This window comes from Methylococcales bacterium (assembly GCA_030949405.1).
Taxonomy (GTDB): Bacteria; Pseudomonadota; Gammaproteobacteria; order Methylococcales; family Methylomonadaceae; genus WTBX01.
In genome coordinates this window covers 503,406-523,332 of the sequence record JAUZSN010000002.1, presented here as the reverse complement: position 1 = coordinate 523,332, position 19,927 = coordinate 503,406, and the positions used below count along the sequence as shown (strand labels likewise).

The window sequence follows — 19,927 nt, the reverse complement described above, 5'->3', positions numbered from 1 at the left end:
CCTAATTGTTCAATGATTTATTTATTTAGGTTTTACCATGACAATTGATTTCAATTTAGACACCCTGAATTATGTTTTGTATGCGATCGCCTATTTAACAACGCTACTCGCTTTTGCAATGAAATCAATTTACTGGTTAAGACTGCTAACCATTATTTCATCGTTCTTTTACTCAGCTTATTATTATTCTGCCCCGCAAGAACCTATGTGGATTAATATATGGACAGAAGGCTTATTAGTCGGTGTTAATCTAGTTATGCTGGTTATCATTTGGTATCAAAACTCGACAATCAAATTTTCAGAATACGAACAAGAACTTTATGAAACCCTGTTTCATGATTTATTAAGCCCTTTTGAATATTTAAAATTAATCCGAATCGCAAAATTTAGTCATTATAAAAAAAGGTTATTTTTTAACGCACCAAAATGAAAAAATAGGGGATTTATTTTTCATCTACAATGGACGGGTTAATATTTATGATAACGATAAATTAATCCGTCAATCTCGAGATGGGGTCTTTATAGGCGAAATTAGTTTTAAACTGAAACAAGAATATGCCTCAGCGACGGCAAAACTTGATACCGATTCTATTATCTTAGAGTGGTCTCAAAAAGATCTCGCCATATTTTTAGAACGAAACCCCACCATGAAAAATATTTTCTTATCACTGCTTGCAACCGATCTTGCAAAAAAACTGATTAAAAAAAACCTAACGTAAGTAGAGACGTGAAGCTTCACGTCTCTATACTCATTCGTATTTAGCGTTTTAAAAACCCGAGCTTAAAATTATTTTTTAATAATTTTTGCATTTTCAAGCATGACAGGATAAACATAGCCATAGCCAAAATCTTTATCTAAAACTAACGCACCCTCGATAACAACAACATCATCCAATTTCGTCACGCTATTCGTTGTAACCGTTAAATCATCAAGCGTACTGTTATCGCGAATATGAATCCAGTTTTTCCCCATAACACCCGCAGTAAATTTAGTCACTAGGCCACGAATACGAATAGTTTTACCTTTTAAGACGGCTTTCTCTTTATAAATTTCAACAATCGTTTTTCCACCCGTGAGTGGCTCAATTTTTTTAACTAACGCGACAGGCGGCTTAGGTTCTGTTCTTTTATGTTTGGATGTAGATTTCACAGCGGGTGTCGCTTTGTCTGTTATAAAGCCACCAATAAAATAAACCACTGGAAAATCACGTTTTAGCGATTTACTATGAAAATTTTCCATAGGCATGGTCGGTGAAAAAGAAACCTTATCACCCACTGCCAAGGTCGTTGTAGGGGCGGCTGCCCACACTTTTTGTTTTCCCGTATCGACTTCAACATAGGTATAGCCTGTAACATTTAATATTTCCGTCACCTTCCCCGCTATAGCGGTCGATTGCGCCGTCTTTGAAGGCATTACAGGTTTTGATTCAGCATATAAAGGACTCGCTAAGAAGACCGTACCGATGACTAAAGAAAAAAAATATCTGTGTTTTATCATAATTAATAATAAGTTTAATGTTGTGCAAAATACTGCGTTAAAAAATCATCAAAACTTAGGACATCATTCGCTTCAATTTGTTGCTGTTGACGATGTGATTTTTCCGCCATTTCTTTAAATTGTGCGACCATCGCCTGATCTAAAGGTGCTTGAGATTTAAAATAATCGTTATGTTTTTTAGAGGCGTCTAACCCAAAACAACCAAAAGGCTGTTGTTGCTGTTTCATGGCCTGTAAAATTCGAGCTGATGGGGTTAAATCAGCATCATTAACGCGAGCTTGCTGTTCTTTTAAGGCCGCACTATAAGGCTTATCACGTTTACCTGCATCTAAAATGTCACAAATGGGCTGCATTGCCTGCAAAATATCATTCGCCCAAGTACGTAGCGGAATCATCTGCCCTTGTCGGTTAATCTTTATGCTAGGCTCTCTTCCTCCATGAGCCACCGCGATTTGATTGCTGTTATTTATGTCCTGCTCATCAGTATTGTGTAACGGACTCTCTTCTAACAAACACTGCAATAAAAATGCCTCTACAAATCGGGCTTTAGTTTCATCAATGCCAATCGGATTAAAAACATCTAAATCTAATGAACGAATTTCCACATACTCAATGCCCCGATTTTTAAGAGCCAAGGTAGGTTTTTCACCTGAATGGATCGTTTGTTTAGGTCGTACGGTACTATAAAATTCATTTTCAATTTGTAACGTATTCGGACTGAGCTGTTTATAATCCCCATTCGCCTTAACCCCAATGGACTCATAATCAGGATACGGGGTGTTCATCGCAACCGCTAAGGTATCTACATAGCCCTTTAAACTATTATAATCAATTTTCAAATTAGCTTGATTCGTGCTTTTATAACCAATATCACTCATTCGCAATGAGGTTGCAAAAGGATAGTACAACGTATGAGCATCCAACTCATCAAACTGAGACATCAATTGAGGGCGGCTTTTAAAAAAACTTTTACAAATAGCCGACGATGCCCCAAATAAATATAAAATTAACCACCCTTGCCGCTGAAAATTTCTAATTAACCCAAAATAACCGTCTGAAATAAAATCCGTTAATGATTGGGTTGTCTTATCCGATTGCTGTTTTAAAATAAGCCATAACGGTTGAGGAACTGAATAATTAAAATGAATTCCCGCAATAGACTGCATTGTTCGACCGTATCGGTACGACAAACCTTGCCGATAAATATGTTTCATTTGTCCAATATTTGAATACCCATAGTGAGCAATGGGAATACTCTCATCTCCATTAATACCACAGGGCATACTGGTTGCAAGTAACATTTCATCCTCTAAATTCTCAGTCACAAACTGATGCGTTTGATGTAAAAATTCAAGAGTTTGTTTTATATCTGCAAAAGGAGGCGTAATAAACTCTAATAACGACTCAGAATAATCGGTTGTAATTGAAGAGTGGGTTAATGCCGACCCCAAAACATAAGGATGCGGGGTTGTCGCAATCATTCCCTGATTAGACACTCTAAGACTTTCTTTTTCTAACCCTTTAAGTCCGTTACAAAGAAGATGTTGTTTGTTATTATCAACAAGATAACGTAAACGTGAAGGCTTTGACTGAGTCATAAAAAATGTTCTCGCGCGGTAAAGCGTTAGGGGGAAACACGCTATTATAAAGCTTTAAAGGTTTCAAAAAAACACTATCTCATAGCAAGTACTAATAAATTAGGAGTCATTATGGAAAATAACCCGCTTGCCATTTTAAAATCTACCTTTGGTTATGATAGCTTTAGAGGCCAACAACAACCGATTATCGAACAGCTTTTAAAAGGCGGCGATGCGTTAGTTCTAATGCCAACAGGCGGCGGAAAATCACTGTGCTACCAATTACCCGCTCTGCTTAAAGAAGGGGTTGCCATTGTTATTTCCCCCCTAATTGCCTTAATGCAAGATCAAGTGACCGCTTTGCATCAATTGGGAATTAAAGCCGCTTTTATTAATTCATCCCTATCGGCACACGCGGCTCATCAGATTGAACAGCAAATGCAAAATGATGAGTTAGATTTAGTTTATATTGCCCCTGAACGCTTAGTGCAGCCCCGTACCTTATCACTATTGGCCCAGCTTACTATTTCTTTATTTGCCATTGATGAAGCCCATTGTGTTTCCCAATGGGGGCATGATTTTCGGGTCGATTATTTACAATTATCATTATTACATCAGCATTTTCCTCACATTCCACGCATCGCCCTAACGGCAACAGCGGATGAAAAAACACGCGAAGAAATCATTAAAAATTTAGCCTTAGATCGCGCTCAAATTTTTATTAGTGGCTTTGATCGTCCTAATATTCGCTACCGAATCATTCCTAAAAGAAATCCCAAACAACAACTCTTAAATTTTATTCAAACAGAACATTGGGAGGATGCAGGCATTGTCTATTGCCTCTCGCGTAAAAAAGTGGAAGCAACCGCTATCTGGCTAAGAGAACAGGGCTTGAATGCCTATCCTTATCATGCAGGAATGGATCACCAAACGCGCGCCCGCCATCAACAGTATTTTTTAACGCAAGAAAAAATAATTATTGTTGCAACCATCGCTTTTGGTATGGGAATTGATAAGCCCAATGTGCGTTTTGTTGCCCATTTAGATTTACCGAAAAGTGTTGAAGGCTATTATCAAGAAACAGGACGAGCAGGACGAGACGGCCTGCCTGCCAATGCGTGGATGAGTTATGGTATGCAAGATGTGGTCTTACTCAAACGCCTGTTAATGAATGGCCAGAGTGATCCTCAACATAAACAGGTTCAGTTACATAAACTGGATACGATGCTGGCTTTATGCGAATCCATACAATGCCGTCGCCAAATTTTACTTCATTATTTTGGAGAAACTCAGCATCCCCCCTGTGGCAATTGTGATACCTGCCTTGAACCTGCTGAAACATGGGATGCAACCCTTGCGGCACAACAACTTTTATCGTGTATTTATCGAACAGGGCAACGCTTTGGAGGGGCGTACCTTATCAATGTATTACTTGGAATCAGTGATGAGCGAATTCTTAAAAATAATCACCATCAACAATCAACCTTTGGAATAGGTAACGCCTTAAATGAAAAACAGTGGCACTCGGTATTAAGACAATTAGTCGCTAAAAATCTAATCGGTGTTGATTTTGAAAATTATGGAACCTTTAAATTAACCGAACAATCCCGTCCTATTTTACGCGGCGAACATCCCCTAATTTTACGAATGGACAACGTTAGCACGAATAAAAGTCAATACAAAAAAACTCAACGCCAACAGCGTGAAGGAGTTTTGTGGAAAGCCTTACAAGCCAAACGGCTTGAAATAGCGAAAGAACAGGACGTTCCCGCTTATATAATTTTTCATGATACAACCCTTGCTGAAATCATGACGGTTAAACCCCTGACCCGCGCAGAAATGGCCCCCATTTCAGGGGTGGGTGAGCGTAAACTAGAACGTTATGCAGATGCGTTTATTACCGTCATTCAAACCTATATCAACCAACAACAAGGAATTAGTGAGACGGTCGCCGAAACGCTCCATTTATTTAACACGGCGATGACAGTTGAAGATATTGCCTTGAACCGTGGCGTTAAAACGACAACAATTTATGGCCACTTAGCCGATGTGATCGAAGTGGGTGGACTGACCTTAAAAAATGTAATTGACTTACCTGACGTAACCATTCAACAAATTCAAACGGCTTTTTTAGCGTTGCCCAAAGAACACGAAAATACAATCAAACCTATTTTTGAATTATTTGAAGCCCGTTATGATTATGGGATTTTACGCTGTATTAAAGCCGCTATTTCCTCAAAAAATGATCATTAAGTCACAATTCATCGCTTCAGATATAAAAGGATAATAAACATGATTACCATTGATCGTACTATTTACTTGGAATTAGAAAAAAAACTATGCTTATCTCTCAGCAGATGAAATAAATATTCCCACCCAACTAGAAACGGCTAAACAGTCATTCCAAAAAGATTGGAATAATCTAAAACTTGATAATTATTTAAAAGACGGGGCGCGATTTCGGTTACGACGTTTTGGCTATTTTTATTTTTTGCCCTCTACGGAGGAAATATTACCCTTTCCTTTTACTCCCTATTTTCAAGATGATACGATTAATAGCTATGCAGGGGGCGTTCAACGCAAATTAGCCCCCTTATTTAAGTCCACATTAACGAATAAATTTCTACAGGCCTTAATTAAATTTGATTTTGAACAGTTCCCACTGTCTCGTGAAAAAAAACAACAACCGTGGCGGCTTGACCTTCATCAAATACGAGTTATTGGAACGGATAATGAGATAGGGGAGCCTACCCCAGAAGGGATTCATCATGATGAAAATGATTTTGTCTGCATCCATTTAATGGGACGTAAAAATACACTAGGCGGTATTAATACTATTTATGATAATAATAAACAGCCCCTCAAAAGTGTCGCCTTACAACAAACAATGGATTCGATTGTAATATGGGATCCCCATGTCATGCACAGTGTAAGCTCGGTCTACCCGAAGAATAAAAATGAAAAGGCCATTCGTGATATTTTAATAATTGGCTATTCTCATGTTTCTGATCTTAAGCGTCCTTAATTTTTAAATTTCAAATAATAATTTTTTATGGCAAATTACACACAATTGACCGCTCATGATATTCAAGCTATTGCGAATAATTATGATTTAACGGTTCTCAACTTTGAATCAATTAATGGCGGAGCGGGAAATTCCAGCTATTTATTACAAACGCGGAAGGAAAAATATGTTCTCACCGTTTGTGACGATAAAGCCTTAAAGGATGCGATTAACCTTGGAAAATTACTACTTTGGTTGGAAAAAAATAATTTTTCAACTACGCGTTTAGTCTTATCCGTGACCAATGCCCCTGTCATACGTTATCAAGATAAACCCGTCATGCTCAAGATTTATATTGAAGGCGATACCCTTGAACAATTAGATTCGGGAATGCTCGCCCAAATAGGGCGCGAAATGGCAAAGCTCCATCAAATTTCTGTCCCTGATGATTTACCGCATCAACATGCGTATGAATCACAATGCTTCTCAGCAATCATGGATCAAAAAATTAATACCGACTATAAAGCATGGTTAGTAAAACAACAGCTGTATTTTAAAGAAAACCTTTCGCCTCAGCTTCGTCACTGCTTAATTCATGGTGATTTATTCTATGATAACGTGTTATTTGAAAACAACCGCCTTAAAGCCCTTATTGATTTTGAGGAAGCTTGTTATTATTACCAAGGCTTTGATCTTGGAATGAGCATTTTAGGGTTGTGTACTCAAAATGAAGTCATCAACCTTGATAAAGCCCGTGCTTTTGTAGCAGGCTATCAACAAATTCAACCCTTAGCGGCCATCGAAAAACAAACATTACAAATTTTTATCCAGTATGCCGCCGTCACCACATCATCTTGGCGATTTTGGAAATATTATATTGATACACCGAGTGTAGAAAATTCTAATAAGCATCACCAAATGATGCAGATTGCTGAGGCTATTAATCAGATTCCCCCGCTTCAATTTTTAACCACTGTTTTTAATTATGAGGGTCTAAAAAATTAAAAAAACGGCCAAAAGAGACGGTGAATTTTAATATTTTTAAAGTCTAAATTAAATGGAAACGCGGTCTATAAAATAAAATGACCGATTTCTTCTTTCCCTGCAAAAATGGTTATTTTTTTATTTATCCTACTTTTTTTGCAGTATCTTATTAACTAAAGTTATTATCAATATAATTTTTTATTTTTATATTCTCTATAAATATCAAATGATTAGGATATTAATTAACTATTGGCATGATAAGTGTTTTATAGTTTCTTAAGGCGAATCAAAAAAATATTTGTTCATTTTTTATCTCTCTTCAAATTACTCCCTTGATAACACTTTTTGCACTGTCATTTGATCCGTCTTATTAATTCAACCCCCTTAACTTTATTACAGGTGATCCATGATAATAAAAACCCTAATTTTAAGCCTTCCTTTAATTGCCTTGTCTTATTCTGTTTCGGCAGTTGAATTAAAAAGCCCTGCCCCTGCTTTTTCTTTACCCGCTATTAATAAAACAACTGAAAAAATTACATTAAGTGATTATAAAGGCAAGGTTATTTATTTAGATTTTTGGGCCTCGTGGTGCGCCCCTTGTCGTGTTTCTTTTCCAATACTTGATCGCTTATATCAGAACCACCATCAAGAAGGCTTTGAAGTCATTGCGATTAATTTAGATGAAGAACCCGAAGCCGCCCGTCAATTTTTAAAGGATAACCCCATTCATTTCACCGTCTTACGCGATTCCCTTGGCGAAGTCCCTGAGCGTTATCAGGTCGATGCGATGCCAACCTCTTTTTTAATTGATAAAAAAGGAACGATCCGACATATTCATTCAGGATTTTCAGCAACGGATGAAGCGGATTTAAAACAAAGAATAGAAGGCTTATTAGCTGAGTAATGATGATGCGATTATTAACCCTTAATTTATTGATCTGTATGATAACACTGGCGTGTTCGCCCGTATCATCATGGCAACGCGGTCAATTGGCTCAAGAAAATATGGCCTTAGATACCGATGCCTTAGAAATGGGATTACGTCAACACATGCAATTTAGCAAAGAAGCCGCCTCGGGTGGTTATGGCGGAGGAGGCGGTGGCTGTGGCTGTAACTAAAAAAACATCACTGCTTAGTCGTCTAAGTTGTGCCGCGCTCGCATTACCAGGCATCATCTCGGTCGCCGAGGCAGGAAGAACCGATGAAACCTATCATACAGATTTTCAATATGGCTATTACAGCGAGAGTGAAGATCGTATGCAGGCTCATGTCTATGAAGCCGCTCTATCCGCCCCTATTGCTAAATCAATGTCCGTTCAAATCGGTTTAGTCCGTGATGTCTTATCAGGGGCATCGCCTATGTTTAATGTCCCTGATTTTGATGATAAATCGGATAAGCCGAAACCAAAACAAGTGTTAAGCGGGGCCTCTATTCGTGAAAAACGGGATGCCCTCAGCTTAATGTTTAACCATTATTGGGACGATGTTAGTGTCGGTATTGGTGGAGGAATTTCCAGTGAGCATGATTATTTATCCCGCTATTTGAATACAAACCTTAACTGGGATTTTAATAAAAAATTAACCACATTATCCGCTGGGTTTTCATTGGCATTTGATGAGATTGAACCCACGGGGTTAAGTTATCAGCGTAATAAATTATCGCAACAGTATTCCATAGGTATCACACAGGTTATTGATACCGCCTCGTTAATCAATAGCAATATGACATTTTCTTATGATACGGGATTTTTATCCGATCCTTATAAATCCGTATTTTTTAGATTTAGTGGTATTGCCGATGATACCCGACCCAAAGAACGTTTTAAATGGGCTTGGCTAAATCGTTATGTCCGAAACTTTAAAAATTTAAATAACGCCGCGTTACATATTGATTATCGTTTTTATGCCGATAGCTGGGATGTGCAAGCGCATACCTTTGAAGTGGCATGGCACCAACCCGTCATTGATGACTGGCAAATACGCACATCAATGCGTTTTTATACCCAAAGTAGTGCCGAATTTTACCAACCTTATTTTGATTCTAAAGATGATTTAAATTATTACTCCAGTGATTATCGTTTGGCAAGCTTTGGCGTGTTATCAGGCGGAGTAAAATTATCGAAAGAAATTAAATCCCTTTTTTCATCCACGTCATCCCTAAAATTTGATGCAGGAATTGAATATTTTGATCGTAAAGCGAGTTATAGCTGGAGTAATGACAACAACGGTAATTTTGATGATTTTAACTATTATCTCATCACCGCGTCCTTTAAATTACGGTTTTAATGGGTGAATAATTTTTTTGAATTTCATTTTAAAGCAATGGGATCGCCGTGCCAATTACAGCTTTACGCCTCGTCATTAACAAAAGCAAAACAGATCGAACAATTAGCGATTAAGCGGATTGAACTATTAGAGCAACGTTATTCTCGTTACCGAGAAACCAGTTTGCTCTCACGTATTAATCAACGGGCAGGAACGAAAACCACCACCCCTATTGATACAGAAACACATGCACTTTTACGCTATGCCGAACAATGCTACCAAGAAAGTGAGGGGTTATTTGATGTGAGTTCTGGGGTCTTGCGCCATATTTGGGATTTTAAAACACGAACATTACCCACTAAAAAACAATGTAAAAAAATGACACGGTTGATTAATTGGCCTTCGATTGAATGGGATGAAAAGACTATTTATTTACCTAAAGTAGGCATGGAACTGGATTTTGGCGGACTGGTTAAAGAATATGCCGCCGATACCGTGGCAACTTTATGCCGACAGCAGGGTATTACAGCGGGTTTAGTTGAGTTAGGCGGCGATATTGCGGTTATTGGCGTAAATACTGAAATGAGCGAAGGCTGGTCTATTGCCATTCAACACCCAAGAAAATCAAAATCGACTTTAGGTAAACTTTCTCTAAACCACGGGGGGCTTGCCAGTAGTGGTGATTATCAACGCTACATTGAAATTCAAGGACAACGTTATAGTCATGTTTTGAATCCTAAAACGGCTTTTCCCGTTCAAGGATTACAAGCGGTTAGTGTTATTGCCGATCATTGTTTAGTCGCAGGAAGTATCGCAACCATTGCAATGTTAAAAGGTAAATCAGGATTAGGGTGGTTACAAGAATCAGGGATTTCTTTTATGTGTTGTGACCATAAAGGGTGGCTCCATAGCCATTCATTTTTTAATCACTCACCCTAATTACCCAATCGCTTGTTTCCATCGTTCCTATATCCATTATAAATTTCATACCCTCCCTCAATAAATAGAGTTAAAGAGATACAACTTTATGTTTCTACAGGTGAATATTATGTCTCAAAAACTGAGGTTAACCCTTTTTTTATATCTACTTTTTAGTGGATTATTTTTTATAGAGACCAGTTATGCCGCACCGACAATGCCGCTTACACTATCCCCCACAACACTCACTGATTGGCAACAGTCAATTAAGGTGATGATTGAGGTCCCCAAAGACCATCATGCCTACCTTGATAAAGGAACTGAGAATGCCTATATTCCTTTAACTTTAGACCCCAAACAAAAATTAAATGCATTAGCTTTAAATTTTGAAATTGATCAACAACCATCAGGCGTTTGGGAAGAGGCGGTAAAGGCAACCGTCTTGCGAGGAAAAGGAATTTATCGTATTAAATTGAGTAACTCCATAGGAAAGTTTAACACCCCTCAAATTCCATTGGAATTGAAATATCAACTCTGTAATGACATCACTAATGTTTGTTACCGCCCTCAAGTTGCAAAAGCCTCACTGACAACCACATTATCTTCAAATGAAGCGAATGAAATTAATGAAGATAAATCATGGACTGAACAAATTTCAGAACTTTTTCAACACCATAAAAATAATACCCTCATTATTTTTGGATTAATGCTGCTGGCAGGATTATTATCCGTTGCAACCCCTTGTGTTTATCCGATGCTGCCAATTACCTCGCTCTTTATTGCAAACCGAGGCGGTGAACAGAAAGGCCAAAATATCAAACATGCGTTTATATATATGGTCGGAATTATCAATACTTACATGCTATTAGGTTTATTAGCAGGATTAAGTGGCGGAGCGTTCAATAGTATTATGCAATCGGCTTATGTTAACTTAGCCTTCGCAGGTTTTTTTGCCTTTTTTGGGATTGCTTTATTAGGTGTCATTGAATTTCAATTTATGCAAAATGGCGTTAATCAATTAGATCAAAAAACAGCTCAAGTAAAAGGCGTTTTTGGAACATGGTTAATGGGCGCGGTGGCAGGTTTAGTGATTTCCCCATGTGTCGGCCCGATTGTTTTTGCCGTATTACTCCAAGTATCCGACAATATCGCTGAGCTATCCCAAACCTTAGAAGCCAGCGGGCATGTCGTTACCGTAATGGATAAACTCGCCCTTGCATGGCAAGGGAGTTTAATGATGGCAGGATTTGGCGTGGGCGTGGGTTTCCCTTTTTTCTTAACAGGAATGATTAAATTTAAATTACCCAAAGCGGGTACGTGGATGAACAAAATCAAATACGGTTTTGGACTGGTTATCCTCTATTTTGCCTATACCTATTTTGCAAAAGGACTTGGAATAATGGGAACGCCCGACAATTCCATTTTAGCGTTAGCCCTAGGCATGATTGCCGTCTGGTTTGCCATTATGCACGCAAATATTCTTGCACCCTTATCTGATGGGGCGTCACAAAATCATCGGTTTCACCGTTTTTGTGGCGTGATAAGTATCTTAATAGGAACATGGCTAATCATTAGTCACTTACAGCAAATTCCGCTGTTAACCCCCACTAAGATCGTTACAGCAACAGCCTCTATTCCGACTAACACAACCAAGACGATTGAAATGAAAGCAGGAATTGCATGGTATCGTGATTATAAAGTCGCGCAAATAGCCTCCCAAGAAACAGGAAAACCTATCTTTATTGATTTTTATGCAAGCTGGTGTGCAAATTGTATTGCGTTTAGTAAAAAAACTGAAACGGATTTACATCTAAACCAAGTTTTAAGGGAAGAGGTCATTGCTTTAAAATTGGTTGATAAGGAACCCGAATTTGAACGTTTTCGTCATGATCCTAAATACCGTGCCTTAAAAATTGGCTTACCTTATTTTGCCGTTTTATCAAAAGCAGGTGATAAATGCTGGTCAGGGACGGATTATCAGGCCACTGAAACCATGATAACCGCTATTCGTACGTGCAGTATTCATGTCTGATTTCAAAACTAATCTACTCAGGTTTGATCGAAAAAACTTTATTACAACTCATTTTATTTTTCCTTTTTTAATTTTTATTAGTTTAATCACGTGGATTGAATTAAATAATATAGACCTTATTTTTAGTCAAAATTTTTATGATAGCCAATTAAAGCAATGGCCTTATAAAGAGGACTGGTTAATTTCAACCATTTTTCATAGTTATGGTGGAAAATTCACTAAATTATTAATGGCCTTCATGTTTATTGCCTTACTGATTACGCGAGTTAAAACGAGTTTTAAGTCTTATACGTTACCCTTAGCATTTTTATTTATTACCTCCGTAATAGGCCCTTGTATTGTTATATTTTTAAAAGGAAAAACCCATATTTATTGTCCTTGGGATTTAACTTTTTTTGGTGGCCTGCAGCCTTATATTCACTTATTTGACCCGATCCATGAATCTTTAAAAATTGGGCATTGTTTTCCTGCCGCTCATGCCAGTGGCGGATTTACATTTATGAGTTTTTATTTCTTTTTTATCTTAATTAAACCCCATTATAAATATTATGGACTGGCTTTTGGATTATTACTGGGGTTAATTTACGGGGTTAGTCAACAAATGCGAGGTGCGCATTTTTTAAGTCATGATTTATTTTCTGCGGCCATTTGTTGGTTTATGTCTGTTTTACTGTTTTTTCTTTTATTGAATTTTACTATTCATTATAATAAAGCCAATTACAGTAAAAGCAGTTAAAATAAATTTGCGTTTTTTCAATTACGTGAAACACTGACAAATCCCCCTCCCATTTATAAAAAAAGGAATACTATATGAAATGCGTGCTGTGTGACCATGACTCTTTTGAGGATGTCTCTAAAGTAGATGTAAAAACTTCTGAAAAATTACGCGTTTCTATGTGTCATCAATGTGGTTTTATACAGCAAAACCCATTGCCCACCACCAAAGAGCTAAAAATATACTATTCCCATAACTATCGGCTTGATTATAAAAAAGCCTACGTTCCAGAACCTAAACACATTCATCGCGCCGGTAAAACTGCGCTACAACGCCATCAATTTATGAAGGCGGCTGGCATTGATTCTGGAAATTTACTGGATGTGGGTGCAGGGGGCGGTGAGTTTGTTTATTTAATGGAACAATTAGGATATACATCACAAGGGATTGAGCCGAATATAGGCTATTCAGCGTATGCAAAAAAAGAATATGGCTGTAATATTAAAACGGGCGAATTAAATGATATTGATGGAAAGTATGACGTTATAACCCTATTTCATGTCTTAGAACACCTCTCATCACCGATGCTTACCTTTGAAAAACTTTACCATGCGTTAACCCCTAATGGCGTACTCTTTATTGAAGTTCCTTGGATTGAAGCGAAGGATGCATCACCGCACAACATCATGTTTAAAGCCCATCTTTTTTATTTTAGTATTGATACCTTAATTGCGTGTGCAAGCCAATATTTTGATGCCTTTAAAATAGATACGGATTCCAATTTAAAAATATTTTTTAGAGCCAAAGCAACCCCATCCCCCATAAACTACCCCAGTGATCGTTCTGTTGAGAAGGTAAAACAAAGGATGAATAGCAAAGGCTGGTTTGAATATTTATTTGAGGGAAAAGGCATACAAAAACCCATCATAAAAATAATGAGGCATCTTGAAGAAGCGAAAGTAAAAAATGCCCAACCCAAAGAGATATTGGATACCCTGCTCAATCATTAAAGCTTAAAATTATAATTCTGGCTGCCGAGGTAAAAAGTTATCGCTCAAAACGATGTTCTTGACAAATTTTCTTGCTGTCTATTTTTGTTAATTTTTCCTGTGTTAACTGACAAAAAAAACCCGTTGATTGTTTTTGAAAATTAACACACGTATTGCAAACGCCAAAAGAAAATGAATTATTGGCTTTTTGAAGGGCGGTCAACGCATTAACAAAAAGTATTTCCACATCAACTAGTGAGGTATTTTTTTCCAAAATAAAAGTCGCTTTTTCAAACAATTCAATGAGCGTTGCTTTTTTTAAAATAGCCAAGCCTTTATCCAGTAATTGAATATGAAAAACTCGTTTATCTTTCTCATCCTGATTTTTACTAATAAAGCCTTTTTTTTCAAGAACAATTAAAGATTGAGACATCGTTCCCCGTGTAACGCCTAAATAATTCGCAATCGTTGCGGGCATATCACTGTATTTATTACAGTGCGCTAAATATTTAAAAATTTGAAAATGAACCCGTTGTAACTTTAATTCAGTACAGCGTTTACGTTCTTTTGAACGAATAAGGGTTGTCATCGATTCGACTAAATCAAAAACAGTGGCATTTTTTAAATGATTAAATTTATTAGCTTCAATAACCTTGAAAGAAGCTGACAATGACGCTTTCTGTAAAGCAACCAATACATTTGTAAAAACAATCGTTTTACTCATGTCCTTTTGTGTTTGTTTTAAAATCAGCTGAGCGGCATTAAATAAAGCCGTTTGTTGGGCTTTTTTCAAAATATCACGCCCAAGCGGTTGTAAATTAACATGGATAATGCGCTTATCTATTTCATCTTTATTTTTTTTAATATAGCCTTTTTTTTCTAAAACAATCAGTGATTGTGAAACCGTCCCACAGGTCATACCAAAATAAGACGCGGTGGCTGAAGGCGTATCAATATATCTATTCGAGTGGGATAAGTAGTTTAACAATTCAAAATGAACCAGTTGCAATCGAAGTTCTGCGCATTTTTTTCGCTCTTCCGCACAAATTAATGCGGCCATACATTCGATAGAATTAAAAATAGTTGCTGTTTGCATAGTAAATTAGATATATTAAAGCGTTGAGCGTTTTACCTTGACATAGAAAAAGGTTACTTATAAAGTAGTAGCGAATCGAAATCATATAATATAATCTTGCTCTTATAACGTTCAACTAACGCCAGACTAAATATCCTTCAAAAATTATTTTACCATAGAAGCCTAAAAATATAGCGTTGACATTATTGATCCGCTATTGCGTAAATAAAATAGGCTACCAACTTAAGACGGAACACTATGGAGCGAGGCTTAACCGTTCATCCTGAGCTTAATCGAAGGACGGATGGTTAAGTCTTAAGTGGGTAGCCATAAAATAGAACGTACCTCTAAAAAAGAGTGTGAAAAAATAGATTATTTCACTTTATATATCACGTCAGGTTTTAAAATTAAATGATCCATTATTGTCACCCTTCATTTATCCATTTACAATTTAAGTTAAAGTCCAATATTTTTATAGGGGTCATCAACGCCCCTAACTACTTTTTATCCCATCTTAAGTGAGAAAATCCAACTAAACTAAACTAATGGAATGAGAATTTAATAACACCGACAATACGATCTTTATTTCAAGCGTTATTAAACTCGCACTCCTATTTCGATTAATGCGTCGCCTTGTTTTCAGTTAGCCTAATAGGCAACAACAAGGCTTTGTCAAAACTGTACTTAAAAAATGACTGAATAGGCATAACAAATGAGAAAAAAAATAATAAATTTAAATAAAACCCTCTTAATAAGTGTGACCAGCTTGCTCTTATCCGTCAGTGGTGTTCACGCTGATGCGGATATGCATCAACTATACGAAGATAATTGTGCCAGTTGTCATGGTTCGGATCATGGCGGCTATCTTGCGCCTGCACTCAATTCAACCACCTTAAAAGGACGGAGTCCAACCGCATTACGCTCATTGATTATGACAGGAAGTTTTGAAACGTTAATGCCTCCATTTTATGGGAAATTAACCGATAGCGAAATTCGTTCAATGGTTAAGCATTTGCAATCAACGCCTAAGCAAGATAATCCGCCGTGGACGTTGAAAAACATGAAGGAATCACTCAAGGTTTATGTTAAAGATGAATCCAGCCTACCCAAGAAACCAAGCTATAAAATTGATAGCATGGATGATTTGATTGGCGTTGCGGCACGGGGTAAATACGGTCGCGGTCAAGGATCAAAAGCTATTTTTATCAACAGTAAAACCCATAAAAAAGTAGGGGAAGTGGCAACAGGGACAGCGGCACATATTATTGAATTTAATCCGACTAACCCACGCTGGGCTTATGTAAAAACAGATACCGCTGAAATATTTAAAGTCGATTTATATTCCATGAAAGCGGTACGGAGTATTAAAACGGGCTTTAATGGCCCTTCCATCGGTATTTCACGCGATGGTAAATACATTATGGCGGGGTCATTTGTTCCCCATAATGCCGTTATTTTAGATGCCAACACCTTAGAACCCTTAAAGATGTTTGAATTAGAAGGTATTGATCCTGATGGTAAACAGGTCAGTTCTGATTCAGGCATGATTATCGGTACACCGTATGCCGATATTTTTGCCATTGCGTTGGAAAATGCAGGGCAAGTTTGGGTAGTGGATTTAAAAGATGACTTTCCCGTTACGAAAATAAAAAATGTCGGACGACATTTGCACGATGCTTTTTTAACGCATAAAGGTCGTAAATTAATGGTCGCGTCTTATGATGATAGTATTGTCACCGCCATTGATTTAAAAGAACGTAAAATTATTAAAAAATTAAAAGCAGGTTGTGTCCCCCATGTGGGTGGCGGTGCTGCTGTTAAAATTGATGGTCGCACTTTAGGCTTTGGAACAAACTTTGGAAGCTGTGAAAAAACAGTCGTCAGTGTTTGGGACTTGGATAAAATGGAATTAGTTAAAGAAATTCCTGTTTCGGGTGGAACAGAATCCCCCGCAGCCCATGCCAATGCACCTTATGTCGCGGTTGATATTATCACGAAAGACAGACGAGCTAGAACGGTTCAACTCATTGATAAAAAATCGTTAAAAGTTGTTAAAACTTTAGATGTTGGCGGACATGCTTATTTTCCAGAATACAGTGCGGATGGTAAGTTTCTTTATATTAGTGCCGGCTATGCAGGTGATGAAGTCGTTGTTTACGACTCCAACTCATTGAAAAAAATAACCAGCTTGCCCATGGAAAGCCCCGCAGGTATTTTTTCACGCGGACGCGTTAAGTATATGACGCGTGGTTTATCGCCTGATGAAATGGAGTAGGCTATGAAAATTATAATTTTTTCAACACTCATTTCATTAAGCTTAATTTCAATAACGAATGTAAACGCCGCGAGTATTTTTGCAGGTAAAGCCAAAGCGGCTGCAATATGTTCTCAATGTCATGGGTTGAAAAAAACCAGTGATGACGCGCCTTTCCCCCCTTTAGCGGGACGCGATCAAGACTCTATTGTATCCGCCTTAAAGCAATACCGAGATAAAACACGCGTCTCGGAGATTATGAATGCCTTCGCAGGTTCATTGACTGATCGTGATATTAATAATATTGCCGCTTATTACAGTCGATTAAAATCCGAATGACACTCGTCATGATTGCACTGTTGTTAATAAGTAGCAGTGCCATCGCCGATGAGCCGAGCCAAACACGGCAAAAAGCGTTAACTCATTTACTGAGACATGATTGCGGTTCTTGTCATGGTTTAACGCGTAAAGGAGGGTTAGGTTCATCGTTATTAGCGAAGGATATTGCGGATAAAAGCGATGATTTTTTAGTGGATACTATTTTAAACGGTCGAAAAGGAACCGCTATGCCACCGTGGAAGGCGTTTATGACGAAGGCAGAAGCCTTATGGTTGGTACAAAAACGATTGCGTAATTTTTCAAAAACAAAATAGTCCCCTCGTAGAAAATAAACATTAGAGACTCGAATCAGCGTGTCTCTATCCTTATCTAAATCGGATTCGTTCTGTCTGAGTATATTTTTTTATAATTTATCGGAGACTTTGATGATACCTCCAACACTTAAACGATTGCTTTACTCAAAACAAAAAACCAACCTTCCCTGTCGATTTTTCATCTAAGATCACATTCAAAATTTAATCTTGGTATCGTTGAAAAATTAACGTGGCATTCGTTCCACCAAAACCAAAGCTATTTGACATGATCGTATTTAAGGTGACCTCATTTTGAAGCTCACGAACAATCGGGATACCGACCGCTATAGGATCGAGTTCCTTAATATTCGCCGACGCACTTAAAAAATTCTCCTGCATCATTAATAAGGAGTAAATTGACTCATTAACACCTGCAGCTCCTAAAGCATGACCCGTTAACGATTTCGTCGAACTGACCGCAGGAACATTCTCCGCCCCAAAAACTTCGCGTAAGGCTTCTAGTTCACGCGTATCACCAACGGGGGTACTTGTTCCATGTGCATTAATATAATCAATAGGGCCATCAACAGTCGCCATTGCTTGCTGCATACAGCGAACGGCTCCTTCGCCCGAAGGTTGTACCATGTCATAACCATCTGAAGTCGCGCCATACCCTGTTAATTCGGCATAAATTTTTGCACCGCGTGCTTTAGCATGTTCTAACTCTTCAATCACTAACACACCACCGCCGCCTGAAATAACAAACCCGTCACGGGTGGCATCATACGCTCTGGACGCAGTTTCAGGCTGGTCATTATACTTTGAAGATAACGCACCCATACCATCAAATAACATCGACATTGTCCAGTGAACCTCTTCACCTCCGCCCGCAAAGACAACATCTTGTTTGCCTAGCTGAATCAACTCCATCGCATGGCCAATACAATGCGCACTGGTGGCACAAGCTGAACTAATGGTGTAATTAACCCCTTTAATTTTAAACGGGGTCGCTAGACACGCCGTATTTGTACTCGACATCGTTCGCGTTACCCGATAAGGCCCGACCCGTTTGATTCCTTTACTGCGTAATAAATCGGCGGCTTCAATCAAATTAGCGGTTGATGGCCCTCCCGACCCCATCACTAACCCTGTCTTGAAGTTAGAAACATCACTGTCTTCCAGTCCTGAATCTGTAATCGCTTGTTGCATCGCAATGTAATTAAACGCAGCCCCATCCCCCATGAACCGTTTAACCTTACGATCAATAAAGGCATCCTGATCAATATTAATAGCCCCATGAACATGACTTCTAAAGCCCATTTCTTGATAAACATCCGAGAAAGAAATACCTGATTTTCCCGTTTTTAACGATGAAATGACTTCTTCTTGGTTATTACCAATGCTAGAAACAATACCTAATCCTGTGACAACCACTCTTTTCATTACAACCTCTTTAGAAACCATCTGTCGATGTAAATAAACCAACTCTAAGATCAGTCGCTTCGTAAATTATATTACCATCAACTTCCATCGTTGCATCGGCGATACCCATCACTAACTTACGCAAAATAACGCGCTTTAAATCCAAACGATAAATAACTTTTTTAGCCGTAGGTAAAACTTGACCTTTAAATTTAACGTCACCTACCCCTAAAGCACGTCCTTTTCCAGGGCCGCCCATCCAACATAAATAAAACCCGACTAATTGCCACATCGCATCCAACCCTAAACACCCTGGCATGACGGGATCACCTTTAAAATGGCAATCAAAAAACCATAATTCGGGGGTTATATCTAATTCTGCTATAACTTCACCTTTACCATGTGCGCCGCCTTTGTCGGAAATATGAATAATCCGATCCATCATCAGCATATTGGGCAAGGGCAATTGTGCATTTTTAGGTCCGTATAACTCTCCTCTTCCAGACCTTAGCAATTCTTCACGCGTAAAACTATGCTGTTTTTCCATTTGAATCTATACCT

At 38.1% G+C, this 19,927-nt stretch carries 19 protein-coding genes; 14 read left to right on the top strand and 5 right to left on the bottom strand.

Going from position 1 to position 19,927, the window contains the following annotated elements; all coding sequences use genetic code 11:
• The first annotated feature begins 37 nt into the window (after window positions 1-37).
• Complete coding sequence (locus Q9M50_02740; GenBank protein ID MDQ7089545.1) at window positions 38-430, top strand: hypothetical protein; 393 nt, start codon at window positions 38-40, stop codon at window positions 428-430.
• Window positions 431-787: 357 nt separating this feature from the next.
• Here Q9M50_02740 and Q9M50_02735 read toward each other — a convergent pair whose 3' ends face one another.
• Together Q9M50_02735 and gshA are read right to left on the bottom strand one after the other, a co-directional pair.
• Complete coding sequence (locus tag Q9M50_02735) at window positions 788-1,498, bottom strand: hypothetical protein (protein MDQ7089544.1); 711 nt, start codon at window positions 1,496-1,498, stop codon at window positions 788-790.
• Between the two features lie 14 nt (window positions 1,499-1,512).
• On the bottom strand, window positions 1,513-3,096 hold the full coding sequence (gene gshA / locus Q9M50_02730) for a glutamate--cysteine ligase (GenBank protein ID MDQ7089543.1): 1,584 nt from the start codon (window positions 3,094-3,096) through the stop codon (window positions 1,513-1,515).
• 111 nt (window positions 3,097-3,207) lie between these two features.
• On the opposite strand from gshA, the gene recQ reads away from it, so the two are divergent.
• The 10 genes from recQ (at window position 3,208) to Q9M50_02680 (ending at window position 14,004) form a co-directional block, all read left to right on the top strand.
• The gene (gene recQ, locus Q9M50_02725; protein MDQ7089542.1) at window positions 3,208-5,328 is read left to right on the top strand and encodes a DNA helicase RecQ; all 2,121 of its coding nucleotides are present in this window, start codon (window positions 3,208-3,210) and stop codon (window positions 5,326-5,328) included.
• A gap of 115 nt (window positions 5,329-5,443) precedes the next feature.
• A complete protein-coding gene (locus tag Q9M50_02720) occupies window positions 5,444-6,100 on the top strand; it encodes a 2OG-Fe dioxygenase family protein (GenBank protein MDQ7089541.1) in 657 nt (218 codons plus the stop codon).
• A gap of 27 nt (window positions 6,101-6,127) precedes the next feature.
• A complete protein-coding gene (locus tag Q9M50_02715) occupies window positions 6,128-7,084 on the top strand; it encodes a homoserine kinase (protein ID MDQ7089540.1) in 957 nt (318 codons plus the stop codon).
• Between the two features lie 385 nt (window positions 7,085-7,469).
• Window positions 7,470-7,967, top strand: coding sequence for a TlpA disulfide reductase family protein (locus Q9M50_02710; GenBank protein ID MDQ7089539.1), 498 nt, complete (start codon window positions 7,470-7,472; stop codon window positions 7,965-7,967).
• Between the two features lie 5 nt (window positions 7,968-7,972).
• Window positions 7,973-8,182 (top strand): DUF4266 domain-containing protein, encoded by a 210-nt coding sequence (locus tag Q9M50_02705; GenBank protein ID MDQ7089538.1) that lies wholly within the window; start codon window positions 7,973-7,975, stop codon window positions 8,180-8,182.
• Complete coding sequence (locus Q9M50_02700; protein ID MDQ7089537.1) at window positions 8,169-9,350, top strand: DUF3570 domain-containing protein; 1,182 nt, start codon at window positions 8,169-8,171, stop codon at window positions 9,348-9,350. Before Q9M50_02705 ends, Q9M50_02700 begins: the two co-directional genes overlap by 14 nt.
• A gap of 3 nt (window positions 9,351-9,353) precedes the next feature.
• Window positions 9,354-10,268 carry an FAD:protein FMN transferase gene (locus Q9M50_02695; GenBank protein MDQ7089536.1) on the top strand — a complete coding sequence of 305 codons (915 nt, stop codon included), beginning with the start codon at window positions 9,354-9,356 and terminating at the stop codon, window positions 10,266-10,268.
• A gap of 109 nt (window positions 10,269-10,377) precedes the next feature.
• Window positions 10,378-12,279: a cytochrome c biogenesis protein CcdA gene (locus Q9M50_02690; protein ID MDQ7089535.1), complete on the top strand. Its 1,902-nt coding sequence runs from the start codon at window positions 10,378-10,380 to the stop codon at window positions 12,277-12,279.
• Entirely contained in the window at window positions 12,272-13,015 is a 744-nt protein-coding gene (locus tag Q9M50_02685) for a hypothetical protein (GenBank protein ID MDQ7089534.1), read from the top strand. Before Q9M50_02690 ends, Q9M50_02685 begins: the two co-directional genes overlap by 8 nt.
• 74 nt (window positions 13,016-13,089) lie before the next feature.
• Window positions 13,090-14,004: a class I SAM-dependent methyltransferase gene (locus tag Q9M50_02680; GenBank protein ID MDQ7089533.1), complete on the top strand. Its 915-nt coding sequence runs from the start codon at window positions 13,090-13,092 to the stop codon at window positions 14,002-14,004.
• Window positions 14,005-14,041: 37 nt separating this feature from the next.
• On the opposite strand, the gene Q9M50_02675 is transcribed toward Q9M50_02680, so the two are convergent.
• A complete protein-coding gene (locus Q9M50_02675) occupies window positions 14,042-15,079 on the bottom strand; it encodes a MarR family transcriptional regulator (protein ID MDQ7089532.1) in 1,038 nt (345 codons plus the stop codon).
• 691 nt (window positions 15,080-15,770) lie between these two features.
• On the opposite strand from Q9M50_02675, the gene Q9M50_02670 reads away from it, so the two are divergent.
• From Q9M50_02670 to Q9M50_02660, 3 genes are read left to right on the top strand one after another with little or no spacing between them, the layout of a single operon-like run.
• Window positions 15,771-17,333, top strand: coding sequence for a cytochrome D1 domain-containing protein (locus tag Q9M50_02670; protein MDQ7089531.1), 1,563 nt, complete (start codon window positions 15,771-15,773; stop codon window positions 17,331-17,333).
• A 3-nt stretch (window positions 17,334-17,336) separates the two neighbouring features.
• Window positions 17,337-17,651 carry a cytochrome c gene (locus Q9M50_02665; GenBank protein MDQ7089530.1) on the top strand — a complete coding sequence of 105 codons (315 nt, stop codon included), beginning with the start codon at window positions 17,337-17,339 and terminating at the stop codon, window positions 17,649-17,651.
• Window positions 17,648-17,965 carry a cytochrome c gene (locus tag Q9M50_02660; GenBank protein ID MDQ7089529.1) on the top strand — a complete coding sequence of 106 codons (318 nt, stop codon included), beginning with the start codon at window positions 17,648-17,650 and terminating at the stop codon, window positions 17,963-17,965. The genes Q9M50_02665 and Q9M50_02660 overlap by 4 nt, the downstream gene beginning before the upstream one ends.
• A gap of 201 nt (window positions 17,966-18,166) precedes the next feature.
• Here Q9M50_02660 and fabB read toward each other — a convergent pair whose 3' ends face one another.
• A complete protein-coding gene (fabB, locus tag Q9M50_02655) occupies window positions 18,167-19,387 on the bottom strand; it encodes a beta-ketoacyl-ACP synthase I (GenBank protein ID MDQ7089528.1) in 1,221 nt (406 codons plus the stop codon).
• Window positions 19,388-19,397: 10 nt separating this feature from the next.
• A complete protein-coding gene (gene fabA, locus Q9M50_02650; GenBank protein ID MDQ7089527.1) occupies window positions 19,398-19,913 on the bottom strand; it encodes a 3-hydroxyacyl-[acyl-carrier-protein] dehydratase FabA in 516 nt (171 codons plus the stop codon).
• Window positions 19,914-19,927: the final 14 nt, after the last annotated feature.

Coding starts and splice junctions, on each gene's coding strand:
- Q9M50_02675 (MDQ7089532.1), bottom strand. CDS start 15,079: ATGCAAACAGCAACTATTTTTAATTCTATCGAATGTATGGCCGCATTA.
- Q9M50_02690 (MDQ7089535.1), top strand. CDS start 10,378: ATGTCTCAAAAACTGAGGTTAACCCTTTTTTTATATCTACTTTTTAGT.
- Q9M50_02665 (MDQ7089530.1), top strand. CDS start 17,337: ATGAAAATTATAATTTTTTCAACACTCATTTCATTAAGCTTAATTTCA.
- Q9M50_02670 (MDQ7089531.1), top strand. CDS start 15,771: ATGAGAAAAAAAATAATAAATTTAAATAAAACCCTCTTAATAAGTGTG.
- gshA (MDQ7089543.1), bottom strand. CDS start 3,096: ATGACTCAGTCAAAGCCTTCACGTTTACGTTATCTTGTTGATAATAAC.
- fabA (MDQ7089527.1), bottom strand. CDS start 19,913: ATGGAAAAACAGCATAGTTTTACGCGTGAAGAATTGCTAAGGTCTGGA.
- Q9M50_02740 (MDQ7089545.1), top strand. CDS start 38: ATGACAATTGATTTCAATTTAGACACCCTGAATTATGTTTTGTATGCG.
- Q9M50_02710 (MDQ7089539.1), top strand. CDS start 7,470: ATGATAATAAAAACCCTAATTTTAAGCCTTCCTTTAATTGCCTTGTCT.
- Q9M50_02680 (MDQ7089533.1), top strand. CDS start 13,090: ATGAAATGCGTGCTGTGTGACCATGACTCTTTTGAGGATGTCTCTAAA.
- Q9M50_02705 (MDQ7089538.1), top strand. CDS start 7,973: ATGCGATTATTAACCCTTAATTTATTGATCTGTATGATAACACTGGCG.
- Q9M50_02715 (MDQ7089540.1), top strand. CDS start 6,128: ATGGCAAATTACACACAATTGACCGCTCATGATATTCAAGCTATTGCG.
- Q9M50_02660 (MDQ7089529.1), top strand. CDS start 17,648: ATGACACTCGTCATGATTGCACTGTTGTTAATAAGTAGCAGTGCCATC.
- fabB (MDQ7089528.1), bottom strand. CDS start 19,387: ATGAAAAGAGTGGTTGTCACAGGATTAGGTATTGTTTCTAGCATTGGT.
- Q9M50_02685 (MDQ7089534.1), top strand. CDS start 12,272: ATGTCTGATTTCAAAACTAATCTACTCAGGTTTGATCGAAAAAACTTT.
- recQ (MDQ7089542.1), top strand. CDS start 3,208: ATGGAAAATAACCCGCTTGCCATTTTAAAATCTACCTTTGGTTATGAT.
- Q9M50_02735 (MDQ7089544.1), bottom strand. CDS start 1,498: ATGATAAAACACAGATATTTTTTTTCTTTAGTCATCGGTACGGTCTTC.